The organism is Devosia sp. (assembly GCF_034675085.1).
Taxonomy (GTDB): Bacteria; Pseudomonadota; Alphaproteobacteria; order Rhizobiales; family Devosiaceae; genus Devosia.
The window spans coordinates 1-21,671 of record NZ_JAUCDN010000018.1 but is presented as its reverse complement, the minus strand read 5'-3'; the positions used below and the strand labels follow the sequence as shown (position 1 = coordinate 21,671).

Annotated in this window: 19 protein-coding genes and 1 tRNA gene; 7 read left to right on the top strand and 13 right to left on the bottom strand. The window is 65.7% G+C overall.

The genetic code is table 11. The features are described from left to right. Window positions 1-581: TCP-1/cpn60 chaperonin family protein (locus tag VDP82_RS02530; protein ID WP_323013263.1), on the top strand; the 581-nt coding region annotated here is incomplete at its 5' end. Between the two features lie 217 nt (window positions 582-798). Here the strand turns inward: VDP82_RS02530 and VDP82_RS02525 are convergent. The 7 genes from VDP82_RS02525 to VDP82_RS02495 form a co-directional block, all read right to left on the bottom strand. Then, on the bottom strand, window positions 799-1,548 hold the full coding sequence (locus VDP82_RS02525) for a TSUP family transporter (protein ID WP_323013262.1): 750 nt from the start codon (window positions 1,546-1,548) through the stop codon (window positions 799-801). A gap of 5 nt (window positions 1,549-1,553) precedes the next feature. Continuing rightward, window positions 1,554-2,759 (bottom strand): glycosyltransferase family 2 protein, encoded by a 1,206-nt coding sequence (locus VDP82_RS02520; RefSeq protein ID WP_323013261.1) that lies wholly within the window; start codon window positions 2,757-2,759, stop codon window positions 1,554-1,556. Between the two features lie 243 nt (window positions 2,760-3,002). Beyond that, on the bottom strand, window positions 3,003-3,710 hold the full coding sequence (gene hisG / locus VDP82_RS02515) for an ATP phosphoribosyltransferase (RefSeq protein WP_323013260.1): 708 nt from the start codon (window positions 3,708-3,710) through the stop codon (window positions 3,003-3,005). Then, window positions 3,707-4,771, bottom strand: a complete 1,065-nt coding sequence (locus tag VDP82_RS02510; protein WP_323013259.1) for an ATP phosphoribosyltransferase regulatory subunit — start codon at window positions 4,769-4,771, stop codon at window positions 3,707-3,709. Before VDP82_RS02510 ends, hisG begins: the two co-directional genes overlap by 4 nt. Window positions 4,772-4,940: 169 nt before the next feature. After that, window positions 4,941-6,437 (bottom strand): histidine--tRNA ligase, encoded by a 1,497-nt coding sequence (hisS, locus tag VDP82_RS02505; RefSeq protein ID WP_323013258.1) that lies wholly within the window; start codon window positions 6,435-6,437, stop codon window positions 4,941-4,943. Between the two features lie 101 nt (window positions 6,438-6,538). Next, window positions 6,539-6,802 (bottom strand): hypothetical protein, encoded by a 264-nt coding sequence (locus tag VDP82_RS02500; protein ID WP_323013257.1) that lies wholly within the window; start codon window positions 6,800-6,802, stop codon window positions 6,539-6,541. Between the two features lie 333 nt (window positions 6,803-7,135). Then, window positions 7,136-7,759, bottom strand: a complete 624-nt coding sequence (locus VDP82_RS02495; RefSeq protein WP_323013256.1) for a DNA-3-methyladenine glycosylase I — start codon at window positions 7,757-7,759, stop codon at window positions 7,136-7,138. A 199-nt stretch (window positions 7,760-7,958) separates the two neighbouring features. Here VDP82_RS02495 and VDP82_RS02490 point away from each other — a divergent pair, with 199 nt between their 5' ends. Continuing rightward, window positions 7,959-8,582, top strand: coding sequence for a L,D-transpeptidase (locus tag VDP82_RS02490; RefSeq protein WP_323013255.1), 624 nt, complete (start codon window positions 7,959-7,961; stop codon window positions 8,580-8,582). A gap of 8 nt (window positions 8,583-8,590) precedes the next feature. Here VDP82_RS02490 and VDP82_RS02485 read toward each other — a convergent pair. After that, window positions 8,591-8,667: transfer RNA gene (locus tag VDP82_RS02485), tRNA-His, on the bottom strand. 276 nt (window positions 8,668-8,943) lie between these two features. Here VDP82_RS02485 and VDP82_RS02480 point away from each other — a divergent pair. From VDP82_RS02480 to VDP82_RS02460, 5 genes are all read left to right on the top strand, one after another. Beyond that, window positions 8,944-11,286, top strand: coding sequence for a HAMP domain-containing sensor histidine kinase (locus VDP82_RS02480; protein WP_323013264.1), 2,343 nt, complete (start codon window positions 8,944-8,946; stop codon window positions 11,284-11,286). A 202-nt stretch (window positions 11,287-11,488) separates the two neighbouring features. Then, on the top strand, window positions 11,489-12,970 hold the full coding sequence (locus VDP82_RS02475; protein ID WP_323013254.1) for an ABC transporter substrate-binding protein: 1,482 nt from the start codon (window positions 11,489-11,491) through the stop codon (window positions 12,968-12,970). A 216-nt stretch (window positions 12,971-13,186) separates the two neighbouring features. Next, complete coding sequence (locus VDP82_RS02470) at window positions 13,187-14,140, top strand: ABC transporter permease (RefSeq protein WP_323013253.1); 954 nt, start codon at window positions 13,187-13,189, stop codon at window positions 14,138-14,140. Continuing rightward, window positions 14,137-14,976, top strand: a complete 840-nt coding sequence (locus tag VDP82_RS02465) for an ABC transporter permease (protein ID WP_323013252.1) — start codon at window positions 14,137-14,139, stop codon at window positions 14,974-14,976. The genes VDP82_RS02470 and VDP82_RS02465 overlap by 4 nt, the downstream gene beginning before the upstream one ends. Then, window positions 14,963-16,522 carry an ABC transporter ATP-binding protein gene (locus VDP82_RS02460; RefSeq protein ID WP_323013251.1) on the top strand — a complete coding sequence of 520 codons (1,560 nt, stop codon included), beginning with the start codon at window positions 14,963-14,965 and terminating at the stop codon, window positions 16,520-16,522. The genes VDP82_RS02465 and VDP82_RS02460 overlap by 14 nt, the downstream gene beginning before the upstream one ends. Before the next feature lie 12 nt (window positions 16,523-16,534). Here the strand turns inward: VDP82_RS02460 and VDP82_RS02455 are convergent, their stop codons facing one another. The 5 genes from VDP82_RS02455 to VDP82_RS02435 all read right to left on the bottom strand — a co-directional run. Further along, window positions 16,535-18,205, bottom strand: a complete 1,671-nt coding sequence (locus VDP82_RS02455; protein ID WP_323013250.1) for an alpha-glucosidase family protein — start codon at window positions 18,203-18,205, stop codon at window positions 16,535-16,537. Window positions 18,206-18,286: 81 nt separating this feature from the next. Then, entirely contained in the window at window positions 18,287-19,600 is a 1,314-nt protein-coding gene (locus VDP82_RS02450) for a GH1 family beta-glucosidase (protein ID WP_323013249.1), read from the bottom strand. A 94-nt stretch (window positions 19,601-19,694) separates the two neighbouring features. Further along, window positions 19,695-19,937, bottom strand: a complete 243-nt coding sequence (locus VDP82_RS02445; RefSeq protein ID WP_323013248.1) for a hypothetical protein — start codon at window positions 19,935-19,937, stop codon at window positions 19,695-19,697. A 31-nt stretch (window positions 19,938-19,968) separates the two neighbouring features. Further along, complete coding sequence (locus VDP82_RS02440) at window positions 19,969-21,069, bottom strand: Mrp/NBP35 family ATP-binding protein (protein WP_323013247.1); 1,101 nt, start codon at window positions 21,067-21,069, stop codon at window positions 19,969-19,971. Window positions 21,070-21,218: 149 nt separating this feature from the next. Then, the coding region (locus tag VDP82_RS02435; protein ID WP_323013246.1) for a transaldolase family protein at window positions 21,219-21,671 on the bottom strand (453 nt) is incomplete at its 5' end.

The window sequence follows — 21,671 nt, the reverse complement described above, 5'->3', positions numbered from 1 at the left end:
AGGAAACCACCTCGGACTACGACCGCGAAAAGCTCCAGGAACGCCTGGCCAAGCTGGCCGGCGGCGTAGCCGTGATCCGCGTCGGCGGCTCAACCGAAGTGGAAGTCAAGGAGCGCAAGGATCGCGTCGATGACGCGCTCAACGCCACCCGCGCTGCCGTCGAAGAAGGCATCGTCCCGGGCGGCGGCGTCGCCCTGCTCCGCGCTTCGGCCAACATCAAGTCCAAGGGCGCCAATGCCGACCAGGAAGCCGGTATCGCCATCGTGCGCCGCGCCCTGCAGGAGCCGGTCCGCACCATCTCCAACAATGCCGGGGCCGAAGGCTCTGTCGTTGTCGGCAAGATCCTGGAAAACAACTCGGCCACCTTCGGCTACAACGCCGCCACCGATGAATATGGCGACCTGGTGTCGCTGGGCGTCATCGACCCGGTGAAGGTTGTTCGCCACGCCTTGCAGGACGCCGCCTCGGTGGCATCGCTGCTGATCACCACCGAAGCCACCATCGTGGAGGCCCCCAAGGAGGCGGCTCCCGCAACGCCCGGCGGCGGCGGCATGGGCGGCATGGGCGGCATGGACTTCTAAGGCTTTCGCCTTAGATTTTCTCGCTCACGGGCCGCATCGTTTTCGGCCCGACGCGCTAGAACCGCGCTGGGCCGAAAACTGGCCCTGCGCGGGCGCGGCAGACGACTGCCGGGCGGCCTTGCCGCCTGAAAGAGAGACTTCGAGGATCGTCTCTTCCCAGTCACGATCTTCGTGGAAAGCCCCGGTGGAAACACCGGGGCTTTTTCGTGGGCAGGGTTCAGGGGAAAAACAACAGCTTGAGCGCCATGGCGATGGAGACCACCACGACAAGCGGCCGGATGAGCCGGGCGCCGAAGCGGATGCCGGTTCGGGCGCCGATATAGCCGCCGGCCAACTGCCCTGCCGCCATGGCCAGCGCCGCCGGCCAGACGACGTCGCCGGCGGGAATGAAGATGGTCAGCGCAGCGAGGTTGGAGGTGAGGTTGAGCAGCTTGGTATTGCCCGAGGCGCGCGTGAGTCCCAGCCCGAACAGCATGACGAAACCGATGGTGAGAAAAGAGCCGGTGCCGGGACCGAAAATCCCATCATAAAACCCGATTAACGCCCCCATGACCGGTACAAAAAGCCCGAAGGGCAGCCGGGCGGTGCGGTCGGCATCGGACAGGTTGGGAGCAAAGAGAAAATAGAGCGCGATGGCGATAAGCGCGACGGGCACGGCGATGGTGAGCAGACTCACATCGATCTGACGCACAATAAGCGCGCCCAGAAGGCTGCCGGCATAGGTGAAGGCGACGGCGGGAAGCAGCATCCGCAGCGAGACGAAGCCGCGCCGCCAATAGGTGAAGGTGGCCATGGTGGTGCCCACCACCGACTGCATCTTGTTGGTGGCCAGCGCTGCCACCGGCGGCAGGCCGGCCGAGAGCAGCGCCGGCACGGTAATCATGCCGCCGCCGCCGGCAATGGCGTCGACGAAGCCGGCCAGCAGGCCGACTGCGCTCAGGGCGAGCAGGAGAAGCGGATCGAGCATGGGGGTCAGGCGCCGGTTTGGGTGGGATCGGCAGAGGCCGGATCGGCCAGGCGCCGCTCATGGATGGGAATATCGATCATCGAGGACATGAAGCCGCTCATCATCAGCTGGAAGCCGCTGACCAGGGCCGTCAGCGCCAGGATGACCGGCCGCATGGTGCTGGAAGGATTGAGCGGGCCGAAATCGCGCACCGCCCATTCGCCCACGCCCCAAAGCAGCGCCCCCGCCCCCAGCAGCATGAGTAGCACGGCGCCGAGCAGCACGCGCTCCAGCGTCAACGCCTCAAGCAGGCGGTCATAGCTGCCGGAGCGGGGAATGAAGCCATAGCGCGAGGCAAAGCGCCGGCCGATAACGGCGAAGGCGACCGATTGCAGGCCCACGATGATGCAGAGGGCGGCAACAAGGAAGGTGTGAATGTCGAAGGTGACGCCGCCCAGGCGCAGGGGACCGGGCAGCAGCACGGCGCCGACAACGAGCCCGAGCAGCAGCAGGGCGATGCCGGGATAGAGGAAGAGCCAGCGCGGGGAAAACAGCAAAAGGAACCGCAAATGCCGCCAGCCATCGCGGAAGGAGCGCAGATGGGGCGGGCGCGAGCGGCCATCCTTGGCCAGCGTGGTGGGCACTTCGCGGATATCGAGCTGGGCCAGCGTGGCCTTGACCACCATTTCGGAGGCGAATTCCATGCCGCTGGTGCGCAGATTGAGCGAGAGGATGGCGACACGGGAAAAACCACGCAGCCCGCAATGGAAATCGCCGATGGCGGAGCGGAAGAACAGCCGCCCCACCGCGCTCAGGACCGGATTGCCGATATAGCGGTGATGCCAGGGCATGGCGCCCTGAGCGATGCCGCCGGCAAAGCGGTTGCCCATGACCAGATCGGCGCCATCGCGCAGGGCCTGGACATAGGCGTCGAGGGCGGAGAAATCATAGCTGTCATCGGCATCGCCCATGATGACATAGCGGCCACGCGCCGCCTGGATGCCGGCGCCCAGCGCCGCGCCATAGCCGCGCTCGGGCACGGCGATGACCCGCGCGCCCGCCTTTTCGGCCAGCGCCTGCGAGCCATCGGCAGAGCCGTTATCGGCGATGAGGATTTCGCCGGCGATGCCGGTGCGCGCCAGAAAGGCGCTGGCCTTGCCGATGCAGGCGGCAAGCGTCTCCGCCTCATTGAGGCAGGGCATCAATATGGTCAGTTCAATATCGGTGGCCACTCTGCCCGTCTCCCCCAAGCCAGAGCCTTGTGCCGTGAATCGGGGCCAGTGGCAATCTTGCCGTCATTGCAGGCCGTCCCCCAATGCTGCTCCACCCACCGATGCTGCCCGCGGACCTGATCCGCGGGCCATTCGCCGCCAGCATTGAAGCTGCAATGGCTCTCCAGCTGGCCCACGGGTCACGCCCGTGGGCAGCGGCGATGGGTGTGGGAATGCGGTGGCAAGGGCGGTGCTCAGCCCGCTCTAAAACCCGGCCTCTGCGCCCAGATGGGCGAGAATGGCAGCGCAGCGGGCCTTGCGCGCCTCGGACCACTGAGCCGTCCGGGAAACGATGAGGCAGGCCTGGCTTTGCAGCATGACGCCATCTTCCAGCACGCGCAGGCCATTGGCGGCGAGCGTCGAGCCGGTGGTGGTAATGTCGACCACGATATCGGCAACGCCCGAGGCGGGGGCGGCTTCGGTAGCGCCGAGGCTTTCCACCGTGCGGTATTCGGCAATGCCGGCGCGGGCGAAATGCTGGCGGGTGATGGTGATGTATTTGGTGGCGATGCGCAGCCAGCGGCCATGGCGGGAGCGGAAATCGGAGGCGACGTCGGCCAGATCGTGCAGATGGGTAACGTCGATCCAGGCCTCGGGCACGGCGACCACCACATCGGCATTGCCGAAGCCCAGTTCCTGGGCCACGGAAACCGCATCAGGGCCGGACTCGCTGGTTTCATGGATGAGATCGCGCCCGGTGACGCCCAGGTCGATCGTGCCGCGGATGAGCTCGCGGGCAATCTCGGAGGCGGGGAAGAAGCGCACGGTGATGTCCGGCCAGCCCTCGACCGCGCCGAGATAGGAGCGGGCGCCGCCGGGCCGGGTGATGGTCATGCCATGGGCGGCGAACCAGTCACGCGTCAATTCTTCCAGGCGCCCCTTGGAGGGCACGGCCAGGGTGATGCCGCTCATTTGGGCCACTCCGCTTCCAGACGATCCACCCAGAGCGCGCAGCCCGAGGCAGCGATGGGGGCGGTGGCGCCCAGCCGCTCCAGCAGGCGATCATATTGCCCGCCCGAAGCCAGCACCGTGTCCCCCTGCCCGCGCATCTCGAAGACGATGCCTGTGTAATAATCGAGGCGCGGCGAAAAGCTGGCGTCGAAGGTGACGCGGGCCTCGCCCAGCCCGTCCAGATGCCGGCGAATGGCGCGGATGGGCGCGCCCAGCATCAGCCTATGGCGGGCGGCCAGGGCCTCGATCTCGCGCAGGGCGGAAAGCGCATCACCGGAGATGGCCAAATAGTCGCGCAGCAGGCCGAGCGTGGCGGCCGGCACGGCGGCGGCATCGAGCGCCTGCTGCTCAAGATAACGATCGACGATTTCGGCGGGCGAGCGGCCATCGGAGAGGCTGAGCCCATCCGAGACCATGCGGGCGGTGACATCCTCGATCAGGTCGTCGCGCCCCTTGGGCTCGCTTTGCCCTGAGGTGGGCGGCTGGCCAAGGCGGGTGAGCAGGCGGTCCATGGCCTCGGTATGGCCGAAGCGGTGGCGGATGCGCGAGCGCCAGGCGTCGGGCATGTCGGCCTGCACCAGGAGGGATTCGAAGAGCCCGACCCCGCCCAGCCGCACCTGTGGCTGGATGCCATAAAGCGACAGCGCAGCGCGGGCAAAGGTCAGCACCTGATCGAGCGCGACATCGCCATCGGGCTGGGCCAACAGTTCGATGCCAGCCTGGTCGAACTCGGCCGGGCCGGTGGCGCGCTGGCGGAAGATGGGGCCAAGATAGGAAAAGGCGGCGGGCTGGCCAGCGCCCTGAGCAATATAATCGGCGACGATGGGCAGGGTGAAATCGGGCCGCAGGCAATATTCGGCGCCGGTCACATCGGTGGTGAGCAGCAGGCGCCGCCCGAACTCCTCGCCGGCGAGGTCGAAATAGGGATCGGCCTTGAGCAGCAGCGGCGGGGTGGCCCGGCAGCCGCCCTGGGCTTCCACCAGCGCTTCAAGCTGGGCGCGGCGATAGGCGGGATTGGTCATGGGCGTAGCGCCAAGCATTGGCAGTAACCACCCCTAACCACAGGGTCATTCCGGCGCAGGCCGGAATCCATGTCAGGAGCCCTCCCCGATCGCAGCGTTGCCGGATGGCCTTCAGCGTAGATCCCGGCCTGCGCCGGGATGACATCGGGCGTGGGGGAAGATACGCGCATCATTGCTCGCCCAGCAATTTCAGGATGGCGCTGACCAGCTCTTCGCGCTTGATTTCGAACTGGCCCGGCCTCGCGGCTTTCCATTCGGCATTGTCGGAAATCGCCTGTGCCGCCTGCTTGCCGGCGATCAGATCCTTCACCTGCAAAATGCCAGAATCGCGCTCCTGGCTCCCTTCGATGATGACAGCCGGGGAATTGCGCTTGTCCGCATAAGCGACCTGCTTGCCGAAATTCTTGGTATTGCCAAGGAACATTTCGGCGCGAATGCCGGCATTGCGCAACTCGGACACCATTGCCTGGTAGCGGGCGGTCTGATCCTTGTCCATGACAAGGACGACCACCGGCCCGGCGGGTTCGGTGGCACCGAGATTGCCGGTGAGTTTCAGCGCATTGGCGAGGCGCGACACGCCGATGGAAAAGCCGGTGGCGGGCACGGGCTCGCGGCGGAAACGGGAGACGAGGCCATCATAACGGCCGCCGCCGCCAACGGAGCCGAACACCACGTCCTGCCCCTTCTCGTTCTGCACCTTGAAGGTCAACTCGATCTCGAAGACGGGGCCGGTGTAATATTCGAGGCCGCGCACCACGGAGGGATCGAGGACGACGCGGCCGCCAAAGCCCGCCGCGCTGACAAGGCCGAAAATGGACGCCAGTTCCTGCACGCCGGCAAGGCCGGTTTCCGAACCGCCGATAAGGCCGGCCAGGGTGTTGATGGTGGCAACGACATGGGCGTTGCTGCCGCGCTCGACGCCTTCGCCGGGAATGCCGCTATCGACATAGGCGAGAATGGGCTCGATCTGGGCGTCGGTGAGACCGGCGCCCTTGGTGAAGTCGCCGCTTTCGTCCTTGCGGCCGGCGCCGAGCAGCAGGCGCACGCCTTCAGGACCGAACTTGTCGAGCTTGTCGATGGCGCGCAGCACAGTGAGCTTCTGCTCGTCGCTGGTAACGCCGGCAGTGGCCAGCACCCCGTCCAGCACCTTGCGGTTGTTGACGCGCACCACATATTGGCCAACAAGGCCCAGCGCATCCATGACGTCGGCCATCATCATGCACATTTCAGCATCGGCCTCGGGGCCGGCGGCGCCAACGGTGTCGGCATCGAACTGCATGAACTGGCGGAAGCGGCCGGGGCCGGGCTTTTCGTTGCGGAAGACATAGCCCTGCCGATAGGAGCGGTAGGGCTTGGGCAGGGTTTCGAAATTCTCGGCGAAATAGCGGGCGAGCGGCGCGGTGAGGTCGTAGCGCAGGCTCATCCACTGCTCGTCATCGTCCTGCAGGGAGAAGACGCCGGCATTGGGCCGGTCGGTATCGGGCAGGAACTTGCCCAGCGTCTCGGTATATTCAAACAGCGGGGTTTCGACCGGGTCGAAGCCATAACGCTCATAGACCTTCCTGATCGTATCGATCATGGCGCCCACGGCGGCGATCTCGCCGGGCGTACGGTCTTCGAAGCCGCGCGGCAGACGCGGCGCGATCAGCTTGGTCTTTTCGGTCATCGGATAGCCTCAGAAAGTCGCGCCGTTCCTATCGGATCGGGGAAAGGGAGACAACACTTCGCTTGCAAGGCGGCCGGGAGGGTCCCGGCCGCCGGGGATGCTCATGGCCCGTACCGGTCGGGCGGAGGAAAGCGCCAGCTCTGGGCGCCGATATAGATCCAGTGCGCGGGATCGTCGGGCGGCGGCACGCCCAGATCGTCCCACAGATAGGCCGGAACGCTGGAATAATCGCGCGGGCGCTGACGCCACCAGGCGAGAACGGCCGAGCCCAGTACGGGCAGCAGCCCCCGCTGGCGGACGGCATCGGCGATGGAAAATTCGAGGTGCAGAACGACGCTGCCCCCCGAAGACAGGGACTGAGACATGATGGCCTCCGGGCCCGCATGACCGGCCCGGCCTTGTGCAAGAGAGATAAAACGAGGCGCGAAAGCGCGGCAGGAAAAGCCGCTCAGCGCACCGGGACGAAAAGGTCAGGAAAGGTCCGCAGCGATGCCGGGACTATGGAAAAGCTCAGGCTTTATTCCAAAGTCGCAGGGCCGGATGGAGATGGCGCTCAAACAGAACTGTCATTTTTCGCGCCTCCCTCGGCTGACGATTGCGGACAATGCGCTTCTTGCCCTGTTTCGGTTCACCGCACAAGCAAAGATGCGGCAGCTTGTCGCAGCGCTTTCCGGCTGTTGCAGGAAAAGCACATTGAGCTAGACGGGCCGCACCAATGCGAGGCGCTCGGCCTCGACCTCGGCGCGACAGAAACAGTCCTCGACATGATCGTTGACCAGTCCCATGGCCTGCATGAATGCATAGCAGGTGGTGGGGCCGACAAAGCGGAAGCCGCGCTTGCGCAGGTCGCGCGACAGGCGCTCGGACGCCTCGGTCTGGGCGAGGCGCCGCAGATTTTCCCAGCTCAGATCAGCCGGGCGGTGCTCGGGCCTGGTCTCGAAGCGCCAGACATAGGCGGCGAGCGAGCCAAACTCGCGCTGAAGCTCGATGGCGCGCGCGGCATTGTTGATGGTGGCGGCAATTTTGCCGCGATGGCGGATGATGCCGGGATCGCCCAGCAGGCCCTCGATATCGGCCTCGCCCATGGCGGCGACCGCGGGAATATCGAAGCCATGGAACACCTCGCGGAAGCGCTCGCGCTTGCGCAATATCGTGATCCAGCTCAGCCCAGACTGGAAGCCTTCCAGGCAGATCTTTTCAAAAAGCCGGGTGTCGCTGGTGACGGGGCGGCCCCATTCCCGATCGTGATAATGGCGATAAAGCGCGTCGTCTCCGGCCCAGGGGCAGCGCGGCAGGGAACTGGGATCGGCATTTTCGGGCATGGCGCACCTTGCTTGGGCAGAATCGACTCTGGGCCCATCCCGCACAGGCTTAGCGTCCGAAGCTGTCAGCAGCAAATTTAGCCCGCCGGTAACCATCAACGCCATCAATGGCTTAACCATGCCGCTTCACCTCGCATTTGGCCCTTGGCCGGCATTATCGGAGCAAAGCCGGCCGAGCCGGCCATGTGAGGACGCTGCCATGATCGGAATGAAAACGGCCGGCAAGGGGCTGCTGGCGCTGGTGATTTCGCTCTCCACCCTATTGCCGGCGGGTGCGGCAGGATTGCAGCCGGGCTGGCGCTTCGCGCCACCACCAGGCGTTACCATCGTCAGCGGGCAGCCGCGCCATGCCCTGGCCTTGCAGGCCAATACGCAGGTGAACCCCATCTATCTGCGCCAGGTGGTGCGTTATGCCAGCAATGAGCGTGCCGGCACGCTGGTGGTCGATACGCGAGCGCATTTCCTCTATCTGGTGCTCGGGGACGGGCGGGCGCTGCGCTATGGCATCGGCGTGGCCAAATCGGGCTTTGAATGGAGCGGCACCCACAAGGTGACGCGCAAGGCCGAATGGCCGGGCTGGACCCCGCCGCCCGAAATGCTCAGGCGCCGGCCGGACCTGCCCCGTCACATGGAGGGCGGGCCGAACAATCCCCTGGGCGCGCGGGCGCTCTATATCGGCTCGACGCTCTATCGCATCCACGGCACCAACGAGCCGTGGAGCATCGGGCAAAACGTGTCCTCGGGCTGCATCCGCATGACCAATGCCGACATCATCGACCTTTATGGACGCGTGCCGGTCAACGCCAAGGTGGTGGTGATGTAGATGAAGGGTGGTACCGCCTCTCCGGATTGAACGGAGGACCTCTAGATCCACAATCTAGCGCTCTAACCAACTGAGCTAAGGCGGCAAAGGCTCGGGCGGGACGGCGAGGCCGGTCCCCGAAAGCGGGCGGAACATAGGGCGAGAATTTCGCAATGACAAGCACCGATTTTGCCACTGCCGCACTCTCTCCAGCCAGAAGGGGCGCTTAACCATCCGGCAGGAAGCCGCGATGGGCGGGCCCGGCCGCTATGGACCGTGCCAGGCACACCCTATATTGAAGAAAACTTAAGCTTCCGGCCCAAATTGTGCCGGAATGATACGGAAACGCCGAAGCATCCGTTACGGAGACGCCTTGCCTGATATGGATGCCGAATGGAGCACATCGCCGAGCGCCCGCCGTGTCTTGCAGCATGAGGGCGATCCCCGCCCTGCCTGGCTGTGGTCGCAGGACGGGCAGGCGCTGCTGTGGCGGAACCAGGCGGCGAACCTGTTTCTGGCGAAGCTGAAGAAACACGGCCTCAAGCGCGCGCACCCCGCCGTTCCGATCAAGGGACAGGTGGCGCGCAGCATAAGGCTGGGGGCTCTGGGCCGCACCAGCCTCGCCCGCATCCAGTTTCTCGCCGGCGACAAGCCGGTGTCGAGCACCTGCGCCACCACGCCCCTGGTGTGGAAGGACGGGCAGACGGCGCTGCTGATCGTGGGCGTGGACGCCATTGCCGCGGATATTCTGGACGCGGCCCCGCAGGAAGGGCCGCCCTCAGCCGCGCCGGAAGCGCAGCCCCCCGCGACCGAAGACAGTATCTACCAGCGGGAACTGGAAAGCTGGCGCGAGGCCGAGCAGGAGGGCATGCCGGGCTATGCGGGCGCGGATGCCCCTGCCCCCGAAGCCGAACCGGCCAGCAATCGCCTGAGCCTGCTGGTGGATCGGCTGGCGGCGCATGACGCGCTGTTCACGCCGCTGAACCAGGCCGACGAGCCCCCCGCACAGCCCGAGGCGGAGGAAGAAGCCGAAGCGGCCGAGCCAGGGCAGGAAACGGAGCCGGCCGAGGCACCCACGCTTTACCGCGTCACGGGGCGGGGCTTCGTTGCCGACCGGCAGGAGGAGAGCCCTCCCGCCGCGCCAGAGCCGCCCCCCGAGCCCGAAACCACGTCGCCGGAGGCGGTTGAGCGGATTTCGCGCTATAATTTCGACGAGTTGGCGCGGATCCTCACCGATCGGGTTGGCGAGGTGCAGGCTCGCCCGGCCCCGCCGCCCGCGCCGACGCCGGCATCGGGAGGGGCGCTGATCAATCTGGGCGGGGAAACGCTGGTACTCAACCGGCTGCCGCTGGGCATCCTGGTGTTCCGCGACCAGCAGGTGTTGTTCGCCAACCGCGCCATCACCGAAATGGTGGGCTATGATTCGGTGGAAAACCTGCGCCGCGCCGGGCTGGCCGCCGTGTTTCCCGCCGCCGGGCCGGACAATCAGGAAGCGGGGCCGGTCAACCATCTGGTGCAGCGCGATGGCACGCTGGTGCCGGTGACGGCGCGGCTGCAATCGATCTCCTGGCAGGGGCGGCCGGCGCTGATGCTGTCGGCCAGCACCACCGAAGTGCGCACCAGCCATGAGGGTGCAGTGGCCGCTTTCGCGCAGAACCTGGCCGCCTCCAGCAATGAAGGCTTCCTGCAGGCCACGCGCACCGGCATCATCAGCACCATCACGCCGAGGGCGGTGGCGCTGCTGGGTATCGAGGGCCTGGCCGAAGGCAAGGCGCTGTCCGCGGTGATCGCCGGCGAGGCGGTGGCGCCATTGCGCGCCTTTCTCGAACGCCCAGCCCGCTTTGCGGAAACCGAGCGCCCCCATATCGTGCTGCACGCCGCCAATGGCAGCGCCGACATCATCCTGTTCGCGCAAGGGCAGGCCGGCGTGATCACCGGCTATTTCGGGCTGGTGCGCGGATTGCGGGCGCTGCCGCCGGCGCGGATCGCCGGGCCGGCAGAATCCGATCCCGGGCTTCTGGCGCGGATCAGCCGGGGTGTGCGGCGCCCGCTCAACACCATTATCGGCTTTGCCGACCTGATGCGCTCGCAGGCTTTCGGCGACTTGCGCAATGAACGCTACGAAAGCTATGCGCTGGACATCGCCACCGCCGGCCACGAAATCGCGGCTCTGGTGGATGAACTGGACGATTATGCGCGGCTGCGCGAGGGGCGCTACCTGCCGCAGCGAGCCAGCCTTGACCTGACTTCGCTGCTGGAAAGCTGCCTGCGGCGCGTTCGCCCGCAGGCCAATGGCGCGCGGGTAATCATGCGCAACGCCATTTCGGAAAACCTGCCGCGCGTCACCGCCGACCAGCCCTCGCTGGCGCAGGCGGTGCTGAACCTTCTGGCCAGCGCCATCGACCAGACGCCGGCTGGCGGGGCGGTGGTGATCTCGGCCCAGCGCGAGGACGACAACGGCATCGCCGTGCATGTGCGCGACAGTTCCGCCCATGCGGTGGACATGGCCGAACGGTTCGTGGTGTTCCGGGACGGGGTGAACCGGGCCGGCGAGCCGGTGGGGCCGGTCCGCTCCAGCGTGGGGCTGGCGCTGACCCGCTCGCTGCTGGCGGTCAACGGTTTTTCGCTCACCGTCGATCCGGCCGGCAAGGAAGGCATGCTCTTCACCCTGCACATCCCCACCGACGCCATCGCCGCGCCGCAGGCGCTGCCGGAAACGCGGTAACTCTTTTTGCCCGCAAGGAGCTTGCCGCCTCTTTGTTGCTCCGAAAGGAGCGATCGCGGTCATTCTTGCTCCGCATAAGGGCGATCGTAGGAAAGTATAACAGGGCGGGCTGCTGCCATGTTAGCTGCTATCCCCTATATCACTCTGCCATGGGAGCCGGGGCCTCACGCGCCGGCAGGGCCGTCAAACTGGGAGTTGCCCTATGGAAAAGACGTTGCAGGCCTTTGGGCTGGCGCTGGCGCTGACAAGCGGACTGACCGGGCTGGCCATGGCGCAGCCGACCGAAGTGCGGATCGGCGTAGCGCTGGAGCCGCCAATGCTCGATCCGACGGCGGGCGCCGCCGAAGCCATCGACATCGTCGTCTACCAGAACATCTTCGAGGGGCTGACCCGCGTCGACGAGAACGGCTCGGTGCAACCGGGGCTGGCGGAAAGCTGGACCATCGCGGAAGACGGGCTCACCTATACCTTCAAGCTGCATGATGGCGTCACCTTCCACGACGGCACCAGCTTCGATGCCGACGACGTCAAGTTCACCTTCGATCGCATCCTGGCCGAAGACAGCAGCAATGCGCATCGGGAATTCTACACCCCGATCACCAGCGTCACCGTGGTCGATCCGCTGACGGTGGAATTCAAGCTGAGCCGGGAAATCGGCCGTTTCCTGTTCGATCTCGGGCGCGGCGACGCGGTGATCGTGGCGCCGGAGAGCGCGGACACCAATGCCACCCAGCCCATCGGCACCGGCCCGTTCGCCTTCGTGCAGTGGGACAAGGGCAGCCGCGTCATCCTGGAGGCCTATGCCCCCTATTGGGGCGAGCCGGTGCATCTGAGCAAGGCCACCTATCTGTTCATCGGCGACACGGCGACCATGACCAATGCGCTGCTGTCGGGCGATGTCGATGGCACCAACAACTTCGCCCCCGAGGCGCTGGCGGTGTTCGAGGGCAATCCGCAATTCACCGTGCTGGTGGGCACGACCGAAGGCGAGACCATCCTGGCCACCAATAACCGCAAAGCACCTTTCAACGATCTGCGCGTGCGCCAGGCCATGGCCCATGCGCTCGACCGCCAGGCCATCATCGACGGGGCGACCTATGGCTATGGCACCCCGATCGGCGCGCCCTTCGCGCCGCATAACGACTATTATGTCGATTTGACCGGCACCTATCCCTACGACCCCGCAGAATCCCGGCGCCTTCTGGCCGAAGCGGGCTATCCCGAAGGGTTCAGCGCCACGCTGAAGCTGCCGCCGGTGGCCTATGCGCGCCTGTCGGGCCAGATCATCGCCAGCCAGTTCGCGGCGGTGGGCATCAAGCTCGAGCTCATCAATATCGAGTTTGCCCAATGGCTGGAGGACGTCTATTCCAACAAGGATTTCGACCTCACCATCATCAGCCATGTCGAACCTTTCGACATTGGCAATTATGCCAACCCCGACTACTACTTCGGCTATGACAACCCCGAATTCCAGGCGCTGATAGAGACCCTCAATGGCACCAGCGACGAAGCCAAGCGCAAGGAACTGGCCATCGAGGCGCAGACCATCCTCGCCCGCGACGCCGTCAATGGCTATCTGTTCGAACTCGCCCAGACCGGGGTGTGGAACGCCAAGCTCACCGGCATGTGGCGCAATTCGCCCATCGAAGGGCTGGTTCTGCGCGATATCCGCTGGACGGAGTAGGCAGGACACGGCCCCCTGTTCCGGCGATGCCCACGGGCTTGACCCGTGGGCCAGCTGGAAAGCTCCTGTCACATCGGCGTTCGCCGAGAGTGGCCCGCGGATCGCGTCCGCGGGCAGGTGGAGAGGGGGCGATGGAGCCGAGAGTTTCGTGCGCCTTAACAGTCCCCGGAACGGCATCTATTTCAGGACGGGGGCCATCCGCCCCCTGCCCTGCGCATGATCGTGTTTGCCCTGCGCCGTTTCATCGGCTTTGCCGCCACGCTGGTGGTGGCGGCGCTGGTGATCTTCTGGCTGCTCGACCTGTTGCCGGGCGATCCGGCGCAGTTCATGCTCGGCATCAATGCCACGCCCGAAGCCGTGATGCGGTTGCGGGCGCAGATGGGGCTGGACGCACCGGCGGCACAGCGATTCCTCGACTGGCTTTTCGGCATGATGCGCGGCGATTTTGGCATCAGCTATACCCAGCGCGCGCCAGTGGCGGACCTAATCGGAGGGCGGCTGGGCGTCACGCTGCCGCTGGCGGTGTTCGCCATGGTCATTTCCATGGTCGTCGGCCTGCCGCTGGGCATTCTGGCGGCGCGGCGGCGGGGCAAGGCGCTCGACACCATCATCATGGTGCTGGCCCAGACCGGCATCGCCATTCCCAATTTCTGGTTCGGCATGCTGCTGACGCTGCTGTTCGCCGTCACCCTGCGCTGGCTGCCCACGGGCGGTTTCATCCCCTGGCACGAGGACCCGGTGATGGCATTGCGCGGGCTGATATTGCCCAGCCTGGCGCTGGCACTGCCGCAGGCGTCCATCCTGGCGCGGGTGATGCGCACGGCCTTGGTGGACGTCACCGAGCAGGATTATATCCGCACCGCCCGCGCCAAGGGGCTGACGCTGGGCGAGGCGGTGTGGCGGCATGGCGTGCGTAACGCGCTCCTGCCGGTACTGACCATTCTGGGGCTGCAATTCGCCTATCTGGTGGCCGGCACCATCATCGTGGAAAACGTCTTCTACCTGCCGGGGCTGGGGCGGCTGATCTTCACCGCCATTTCCGAGCGCGACCTGGTCCTGGTGCGGGGGGCCACCATCATCCTGGTGGTGGCGGTAACGGCAACCATGTTGCTCACCGACATCGCCTTCGCGCTGGTCGATCCGCGCCTGCGGGAACGGGGGACCCCATGAAGCGGCTGCTCGCCCATCCCAGCCTGGTGCTGGGGCTCGGCGCCACGCTGGTCTTCCTGGCCATCGGCGTGGTGTCGCTGTTCTGGACGCCTTACGGCATCGCCGATATCGACATTCCGCGCCGTTTCCTCGGCCCCACGCCAGCCCATTGGCTGGGCACGGACAATCTGGGGCGCGACATGCTCTCGCTGGTAATGGCCGGCACCTGGACGAGCTTTCTCGTGGCGGCCGTGGCGGTGGCGATCGGCATTTTCATCGGCGTGCCGCTGGGGCTGGCAGCAGCGGCCTGGGGCGGCGCGGTGGAATGGCTGGTGCTGCGCTTTTCCGACTTTCTCTTCGCCTTTCCCGCCGTGATCGTGGCCATTCTGATCACGGCACTTCTCGGACCCGGTGCGCTCAACGCCATCATTGCCATAGGCATCTTCAATATTCCGGTCTTTGCGCGGGTGGCGCGCGGCGGGGCGCTGAGCGTCGCCACGCTGGATTTCGTCGCGGCGGGGAGGCTGGCCGGGCTGGGCAACGCCATGATCGCCTGGCGGCACCTCCTGCCCAACATCATGAGCCTCATCATCGTGCAGGGCACCATCCAGATGTCGCTGGGCATCCTGGCCGAAGCCGGGCTTTCCTATATTAGCATGGGCACGCAACCGCCCGACACCAGCCTGGGGCTAATGCTGCGCGACGCGCAGGGGCTATTTCTCGTCCATCCGTGGCTGACGCTGGTTCCGGGGCTCTGCATCGTGCTGATCGTCATCGCACTCAACCTGGCCGGGGATGGCTTGCGCGACGCCATCGACCCGCGGCTGAGACAGGGCAATGCCAATGTCCTTGCTTGAGGTTTCCGGCCTGTCCATCCGCTTCGGCGCCAGCGAAGCGGTGCGTGATGTGAGCTTCACCCTGCAACGGGGCGAGCGCTTCGGCATCATCGGGGAAAGCGGCTCGGGCAAGACGCTGACGGCGCTGGCCATTTCCGGCCTGTTGCCGGAAGGGGCGTGCATGGACGGCGCCATCACGCTGGATGGCGCCCCCCTGCCCAAGGGCGAAAAGGAGATGGCGCGGCTGCGCGGCAAGCGCATCGGCATGGTGTTCCAGGAGCCGATGACCGCGCTCAACCCCTTGATGCGGGTGGATGAGCAGATCGAGGAAGCCATCACCCTCAACGGCCAGCATAGCGCGGCGCAGATCGAGGTGCCGTTCCTGCTCAAGGAAGTGGGGCTGGAGCTCAAGCATGGCGACCGCTTTCCCCACCAGCTTTCGGGGGGGCAGCGCCAGCGGGTGATGATCGCCATGGCGCTGGCCAGCCAGCCCGACCTGCTGATCGCGGACGAGCCGACCTCGGCGCTCGACCTCATCACCCAGCGCCGCGTGCTCGACCTCATCGCGGAAATCTGCACCAGGCGGCAAATGGCGCTGCTGTTCATCAGCCATGACCTGAAGGCGGTGGGGACGCTGTGCAGCCGCGTGGCGGTGCTGCATCGGGGCAGGCTGGTGGAAGCCGGCGAGGCCAAAAGCGTTTTTGCCGCGCCGCGGGAGGCCTATACGCAAAAGCTGGTGGCTGCCTCGCGCTTTGAACTTCGCAATGCCCATCGTCCGGAGCCCGGCGACACCCTGCTCAGCGTGGAGAAGGTGACGCGCGACTACCGGCAGGGCGGACTGCTGTTCTGGCGGGAAAAGCCGCTGCGCGCGGTCGATGCGGTGTCCTTTTCCGTGGCCAGCGCCGAATGTCTCGCGCTGGTGGGGCCTTCGGGCTGTGGCAAGACCACGCTGGCGCGGATCATCACCGGGCTCGATAGCGCCAGCAGCGGCCAGATGCGGCTGGGCGGCACGCCCTATCAGGGCACCAACCTGCCCCGGCGGCTGCGACGTGACATATCGCTGGTGTTCCAGGATCCCTTCGGCAGCTTCAACCCGCGCCTGACCGTGGCCGCCTCGCTGGCCGAGCCCCTGCGGCTGGAAAGCGGGCTGTCACCACAGGCGATTTCGGCGCGGCTGCATGAAGCCATGGCGGCGGTGGGACTGGATGCGGCCATGCTAGCGCGCTATCCGCATGAATTTTCCGGCGGGCAGCGCCAGAGACTGGCCATCGCCCGCGCGCTGGTGACGCGACCGCGCCTAGTGGTTCTGGACGAGCCGGTTTCGGCGCTGGATATGTCCGTGCGCGGCGAGGTTCTGACGCTGCTGGCCAAGCTACAGGCCGACTTCGGGCTGACCTATCTGCTCATCAGCCACGACCTCGACATGGTGCGCGCCATGGCCGACCGCGTGCTGGTGATGGAAGCGGGTCGAATCGTCGAGGAAGGCGCGCCCGAAGCGCTTTTCGCCCATCCGCGCCACCGGCTGACGCAGGAATTGATGGCGGCGCGCCTGCCCGATATGCGCTGACGCTCCCCGCTCTCAGAGCAGCCCGATATAGGCGGAGAAGGGCTCAAGCGCGATGCCGCCGGCAGTGGGACTCGTCGTCACGCCGGGGCAGCCGGCATCGCGCGGCGCCATGCCCGCCGGCAAGGGGAAAGTCGCGGCGGCTTCGCCCATGTTGAAGACGCAGAGCAGACTGTCGCCCTCAAACTCGCGCTCAAAGGCGAGAAGATTGCCGGGCGCATCGAGAAGCATGATGCTGCCCTTGGCCAGGGCGGGATGGGCTTTGCGGAAGCGCAGCAATGCCCGGTAGAATTCGAGCACGGAGCCATCGATGCCGTCCTGGGTATCGACGGCATGGAGCAGATGCTCGGCCGGCACCGGCAGCCAGGTGCGGTTGGCGGTGGAAAAGGCGCCATTGGCGGAATGGGCCTGCCACACCATGGGGGTGCGACAGCCGTCGCGGCCCTTGAACTGCGGCCAGAACTCGATGCCATAGGGATCGACCAGGTCCTCGAAGGCCAACTCGGCTTCCTTGAGCCCCAACTCCTCCCCCTGATAGAGGCAGACCGAGCCGCGCATGGTCATGAGCAGGGTGGCGGCCAGGCGGGTGAAGGCCGCCTCCTGCCCATGGGCAGCCCAGCGGCTGACATGGCGCACCACGTCATGGTTGGAAAATGCCAGGCAAATCCAGCCATCGGGCGCCGCCGCCTCGGTGGCGGCGATGGATTTGTGAAAATGAGCGGCCGAAAATACTCCGCCCAGATAATCGAAGGTATAGGCCATGTGCAGGCGCTCGTCGCCCGAGGTGTATTGGGCCATGACTTCGAGCTGGTGCTGGCTGTCGCCGATTTCGCCCACGGTGGTCTTGCCGGGATATTCATCCATCAGGGCGCGTAGGCGCTTGAGGAAATCGAGGTTTTCCGGGCGCGACTTGTCGTAGAGGTGTTCCTGGAAATTATAGGGGTTCACCGCCGGGGCGGTGGAGGCGTTGAAATCCTCGGGCTTGACCACGGGGTTGGATTCGAGGCCCAGCGAGCAGAAATAGAAATTGACCGTATCGAGCCGGAAGCCGTCGACGCCGCGCTCGAGCCAGAAGCGCATATCGGCCAGCAGCGCATCCTGCACGTCACGATTGTGGAAGTTGAGATCGGGCTGGGAGACGAGGAAATTGTGCAGGTAATACTGCATGCGCCGGCTGTCCCACTGCCAGGCGGAACCGCCGAAAATGGAGAGCCAGTTATTGGGCGGGGTGCCATCGGGCCTGGGGTCGGCCCAGACATACCAATCGGCGCGCGGGTTCGTGCGGCTCTGGCGGCTTTCGGCAAACCAGGGATGCTTGTCGGAGGAATGGGAAATCACCTGGTCGATGATGACCTTGAGGCCCAGGGAATGGGCTTTCTGCACCAGCCGGTCGAAATCCTCCAGTGTGCCGAAAATGGGATCGATGCCGCGATAATCGGACACGTCGTAGCCGAAATCCTTCATCGGGCTGGTAAAGACCGGCGAAAGCCAGATGGCGTCCACACCCAGATCGGCGACATAGTCGAGCCGGCTGGTGATGCCGACGAGATCGCCGACGCCATCGCCATTCTGGTCCTGATAAGAGCGCGGATAGATCTGGTAGATGACCGCGCCGCGCCACCAATCCTTGTCGATAGGGGCTTCTTCGACGGGTTTGGGCTCGGTCATCAGCGAGGTGGCGGTCATGGGGAGCTCCAAGGGATGGTGGGGGTCAGTTAACGCCCCCTGCCCGGATCTGACAAGGCGGGCGGGCCGCCCCCTTTCCCCTCAGCGGCCATTGTGCAGCAGGCCCTGGAAGGCGCGATAGCTGGCCTTGGGCGTGCGCTCCTGGGTGGCGTAATTGACGTGGACCAGCCCGAAGCGCTTGCGATAGCCCTCGGCCCATTCGTAATTGTCGAGCAGCGACCAGGCGAAATAGCCGCGCACATCGGCGCCGGCGGCCTGCGCGGCCAGCACGGCCTTGAGGTGATCCTCGTAATAGCTCACGCGGCGCGGATCGTTCTCGCCCTCGACCTCAGCCATGCCGTTCTCGGTGACGTAGAGGGGGATCTTGGTATATTCGCCCGAAACGCGCACCAGCAGGTCGGTGAGCCCCTGCGGATAGATTTCCCAGCCGCTCTCGGTCTTTTCCAGATCGCCCTTGACCTGTTCCACCGGCTGGGAGGGCTTGCCGGTGGCGCGATAGAGGCCGCGCGTATAATAGTTGATGCCCAGCCAGTCGAGAGGGCGGGAGACCACTTCCATATCCTTTTCATGGCCGGAAGGCATGTGTTCGCCCAAAAATTGCAGCACTTCGGCGGGGTATTGACCCTTGAGCACGCCGCCCAGATACCAGCGGTTGAAGAGTGCATCGCCGAAATTGGCGGCGCCCCGATCGGCCTCGCTGTCGCTGAAGGCCTCGGATTTTTCCAGGTTGAGCACGATGCCGAGGTTTTTTGCGCCATGGGCGCGCAGGGCATCGATGGCGGTGCCATGGGCGAAAAGCACGTGGTGCATGGCGCGGGCGGCGGCGCGGATGTCGCGGTAGCCGGGGGCGTGCACACCCAGATAATGGCTGAGGAAGGCCACGCACCAGGGCTCGTTTATGGTGGCAGTGGCGGCGAGCCTGTCACCGAATTTCCGCGCGATGAGGGCGGCGTAATCGGCGAACCAGCCGGCGATGTCGCGGTTCATCCAGCCGCCGCGATCCTGAAGGGTTGAGGGCAGGTCCCAATGATAAAGCGTGGCATAAGGCTTGATGCCGCGCACCAGCATGCCGTCGATCAGCCGGTCGTAATAGTCCAGCCCCGCCGGATTGACAGCGCCGGTGCCCTCCGGGATGAGGCGGGGCCAGGCAAAGGAAAAGCGGTAGGCACCGAACCCGCCATCGCGGATGAGATCGAGGTCCTGCGGCCAGAGCTCGTAATGATTGCAGGCAATCGCGCCGGTATCGCCGTCATGCACATTGCCGGCGGTGGCCGAGAACGTGTCCCAGATGGAGCTGCCACGTCCGTCGCGTTGACCGCCCTCGATCTGATAGGCGGCGGTGGCGACGCCGAAGGTAAAACCCGGGCCGAAATCGGCGCGATCGAATGCAAACATGTTCCCTCCCCCGGCCCGTTCCAGACGGCCTTTTCAGGCAGATAGCGCAGAGCGAAGGGTTATGCAATCGATTGCATAAATGAAAAGGATCGCGTCAGACCAATTTGTTGAGCTTTTCCAGCCTGGCTTTGGCGGCGGCCTGGGCCTTGGAGCGCAGCTGCATTTCGCTGGTCTGCACCTGGGCGCTGGCCGTCTTGTTGATATTGGCGGAGAGATAATTGCGCATCGCGTCGGACCGGGCCATGCCCTGATCCATGATGGCGCGGCGGCGCTCCCGCTGCTGCGAAAGCTCCTCATATCGGGTCAGGTTTTTGGTGCCGAACCAGATCTTGGCCATGAAAAAAGGGTGGCGGGAAAGCCTTAAGAAATCATGAACCGGCCTGGCGGGCGGGCTTTGTGGCAGGCAGAGGCGCGGCCAGGATGCAGCGCGCTATGGCGCGGAAAGCCTCGGCCTCCGGCCCATCGGGCGCGGCGACAACGGGCGGGCGGCCGGCATCGGACCCTTCGCGGATGGCCATGACCAGGGGAACGGCGCCGAGGAAGGGCATGCCCAGATCGCCGGCGGCGCGCTCGGCTCCGCCATGACCGAAAATGTCATAGCGCCGGCCGGTGTCGGGGGCCAGAAAATAGCTCATATTCTCGACCAGACCGAGCATGGGCACGCCCATGCGGGCCAGCATATCGATGGCCTTGCGGGCATCGATCAGCGCCAGGTCCTGCGGGGTGGAGACGATGACGACGCCGGATACCTCGGTCTGCTGGAACAGCGAGATGTGGATGTCGCCGGTGCCGGGGGGCAGGTCGACGACGAGGACGTCGAGATCGCCCCAGGCGGTTTCGCGCAGGAGCTGGCGCAGGGCCGAGGTGGCCATGGGGCCGCGCCAGACCACGGCCTGATCCTTGGTGAGCATGGAGCCGATGGACATCACCTGGAGCCCAAAAGCCTGATGGGGTGAGAAAATCCCGTCCTCGCGCACCGCCGGCTGGCCCTCGATCGCCAGGAGGCGAGGGATGGAGGGGCCGTAGAGATCGGCATCGAGCACGCCGACGCGCAGGCCCTCGGCCTGAAGCGCCAGGGCCAGATTGACGGCGGTGGTGGACTTGCCCACGCCCCCCTTGCCCGAGCCGACCGCGATGATGCGGCGAACGCCAGGCACCGGCGTCTTGCCCGGAGGCACGGCCTTACCATGGGAAAAGCCCGGCCGAGCCTGCGCGGGCGGCTTGCCGCCGGTCAGCGACACCATGACCTTGCGGGGGCCCGCAACGGCCTGCGCGGCCTGCTGGGCGGCTTCGCGGGCGGGACCGAAGGCGGCTTCCATGCCCGGCGCCACGGCGATGGCGAAGGCAACGGCGCTGGGGGTGACGATGATTTCGGACAGCCCGCCATAACTGGCCAGATCGCCGCCGCCCGGAATTTCAACGGTAGCAAGGGCGGACTTGATGGCAGCAGCGAGTTCGGTATCGGCCATGGCGGCAAGGGCGGCGCTGAACGCGCCACAACTCCAATGTCATTCCGGCGCAGGCCGGACTCCATCGTGAGATCGGCCCCTACACACCCATCTCAGGATGGGCCCCGGCCTGCGCCGGGGCGGCATCGCGTGTGCGGAGGCAGTTGAGCCTAAAGGATCGACTGGCCGGTGGCCTTCCAATCCTTGAGGAAGCCTTCGATGCCCGCATTGGTCAGCGGGTGATCGGCCAGCTTGCGGATGACCGCCGGAGGAATGGTGGCCACGTCGGCCCCGGCCAGCGCCACCTGGGTGACGTGGTTGGGCGAACGGATCGAGGCCGCCAGGATCTCGGTCTCGAAGGCGTAGTTGTCGTAGATCTGCCTTATATTCTCGATCAGTTCGACGCCATCGAGATTGATGTCATCGAGGCGCCCGAGGAAGGGCGAGATATAGGTGGCACCGGCCTTGGCGGCCAGAAGCGCCTGATTGGCAGAGAAGCACAGCGTGACATTGGTCTTGATGCCGCGCTCCTTGAAGGTCTTGGTGGCCTTGAGGCCATTGAGGGTCAGGGGGAGCTTGACCACGACATTGTCGGCCAGCGCGGCCAGCACTTCGCCCTCGGC

Bases quoted from the DNA above. Each gene is read 5' to 3' on its own strand.
- VDP82_RS02525 (WP_323013262.1), bottom strand. From the start codon at position 1,548: ATGCTCGATCCGCTTCTCCTGCTCGCCCTGAGCGCAGTCGGCCTGCTG.
- hisG (WP_323013260.1), bottom strand. From the start codon at position 3,710: ATGAGCGGCATCACCCTGGCCGTGCCCTCCAAGGGGCGCCTGGAAGAA.
- VDP82_RS02510 (WP_323013259.1), bottom strand. From the start codon at position 4,771: ATGACCAATCCCGCCTATCGCCGCGCCCAGCTTGAAGCGCTGGTGGAA.
- hisS (WP_323013258.1), bottom strand. From the start codon at position 6,437: ATGACCGAAAAGACCAAGCTGATCGCGCCGCGTCTGCCGCGCGGCTTC.
- VDP82_RS02500 (WP_323013257.1), bottom strand. From the start codon at position 6,802: ATGTCTCAGTCCCTGTCTTCGGGGGGCAGCGTCGTTCTGCACCTCGAA.
- VDP82_RS02495 (WP_323013256.1), bottom strand. From the start codon at position 7,759: ATGCCCGAAAATGCCGATCCCAGTTCCCTGCCGCGCTGCCCCTGGGCC.
- VDP82_RS02490 (WP_323013255.1), top strand. From the start codon at position 7,959: ATGATCGGAATGAAAACGGCCGGCAAGGGGCTGCTGGCGCTGGTGATT.
- VDP82_RS02480 (WP_323013264.1), top strand. From the start codon at position 8,944: ATGGATGCCGAATGGAGCACATCGCCGAGCGCCCGCCGTGTCTTGCAG.
- VDP82_RS02475 (WP_323013254.1), top strand. From the start codon at position 11,489: ATGGAAAAGACGTTGCAGGCCTTTGGGCTGGCGCTGGCGCTGACAAGC.
- VDP82_RS02470 (WP_323013253.1), top strand. From the start codon at position 13,187: ATGATCGTGTTTGCCCTGCGCCGTTTCATCGGCTTTGCCGCCACGCTG.
- VDP82_RS02465 (WP_323013252.1), top strand. From the start codon at position 14,137: ATGAAGCGGCTGCTCGCCCATCCCAGCCTGGTGCTGGGGCTCGGCGCC.
- VDP82_RS02460 (WP_323013251.1), top strand. From the start codon at position 14,963: ATGTCCTTGCTTGAGGTTTCCGGCCTGTCCATCCGCTTCGGCGCCAGC.
- VDP82_RS02455 (WP_323013250.1), bottom strand. From the start codon at position 18,205: ATGACCGCCACCTCGCTGATGACCGAGCCCAAACCCGTCGAAGAAGCC.
- VDP82_RS02450 (WP_323013249.1), bottom strand. From the start codon at position 19,600: ATGTTTGCATTCGATCGCGCCGATTTCGGCCCGGGTTTTACCTTCGGC.
- VDP82_RS02445 (WP_323013248.1), bottom strand. From the start codon at position 19,937: ATGGCCAAGATCTGGTTCGGCACCAAAAACCTGACCCGATATGAGGAG.
- VDP82_RS02440 (WP_323013247.1), bottom strand. From the start codon at position 21,069: ATGGCCGATACCGAACTCGCTGCTGCCATCAAGTCCGCCCTTGCTACC.